We start from the raw sequence: 436 nt of genomic DNA on the forward strand, positions 1-436 counted from the left end.
GCCTCCCGCTGGGCTTCATAGGAAGCATTGGCGCGTTCTCTGACACTCACAAACTTCGTGAGGCTGCGGAGCGTGCACGGCGGCTCGGCTTTGCCGGAGCTTTGGCGATCCATCCGACACAGATGGCCATTTCGGCCACCGGATCGTCGTCGCGGCCCTCGTAGCAGACCTGCCTGCGCCCGTTATCCTCCAGCCTCACATGCCAGAGAAAGCTTGCGCCGAGACGCACCAGGTGCCCGCCGCGCTCGACGAAGCGGTCGATGGCATCGCGCATCTCCCAGCTCCAATATTCGTCGTGGCCGACGATAACCGCGCAGCGGTAGCGATCCAGCAGATCGGGGAGCAGGTGGAGATCGTGCTGCGTCGCCATGTCCACCCGATACCCGTTCCTTTCGGTCCAGACCGAGAAATGCCGGTCATAGGTCGCCCAGCCGGC

General features: G+C 64.0%; 1 protein-coding gene. It reads right to left on the reverse strand.

The annotated features are described in order from the left end of the window. Positions 1–46: 46 nt before the first annotated feature. The coding region (locus EN808_RS36665; protein WP_348630958.1) for a N,N-dimethylformamidase beta subunit family domain-containing protein at positions 47–436 on the reverse strand (390 nt) is incomplete at its 5' end.

The organism is Mesorhizobium sp. M8A.F.Ca.ET.165.01.1.1 (assembly GCF_004792065.1).
In the GTDB taxonomy this organism is placed as follows: domain Bacteria; phylum Pseudomonadota; class Alphaproteobacteria; order Rhizobiales; family Rhizobiaceae; genus Mesorhizobium.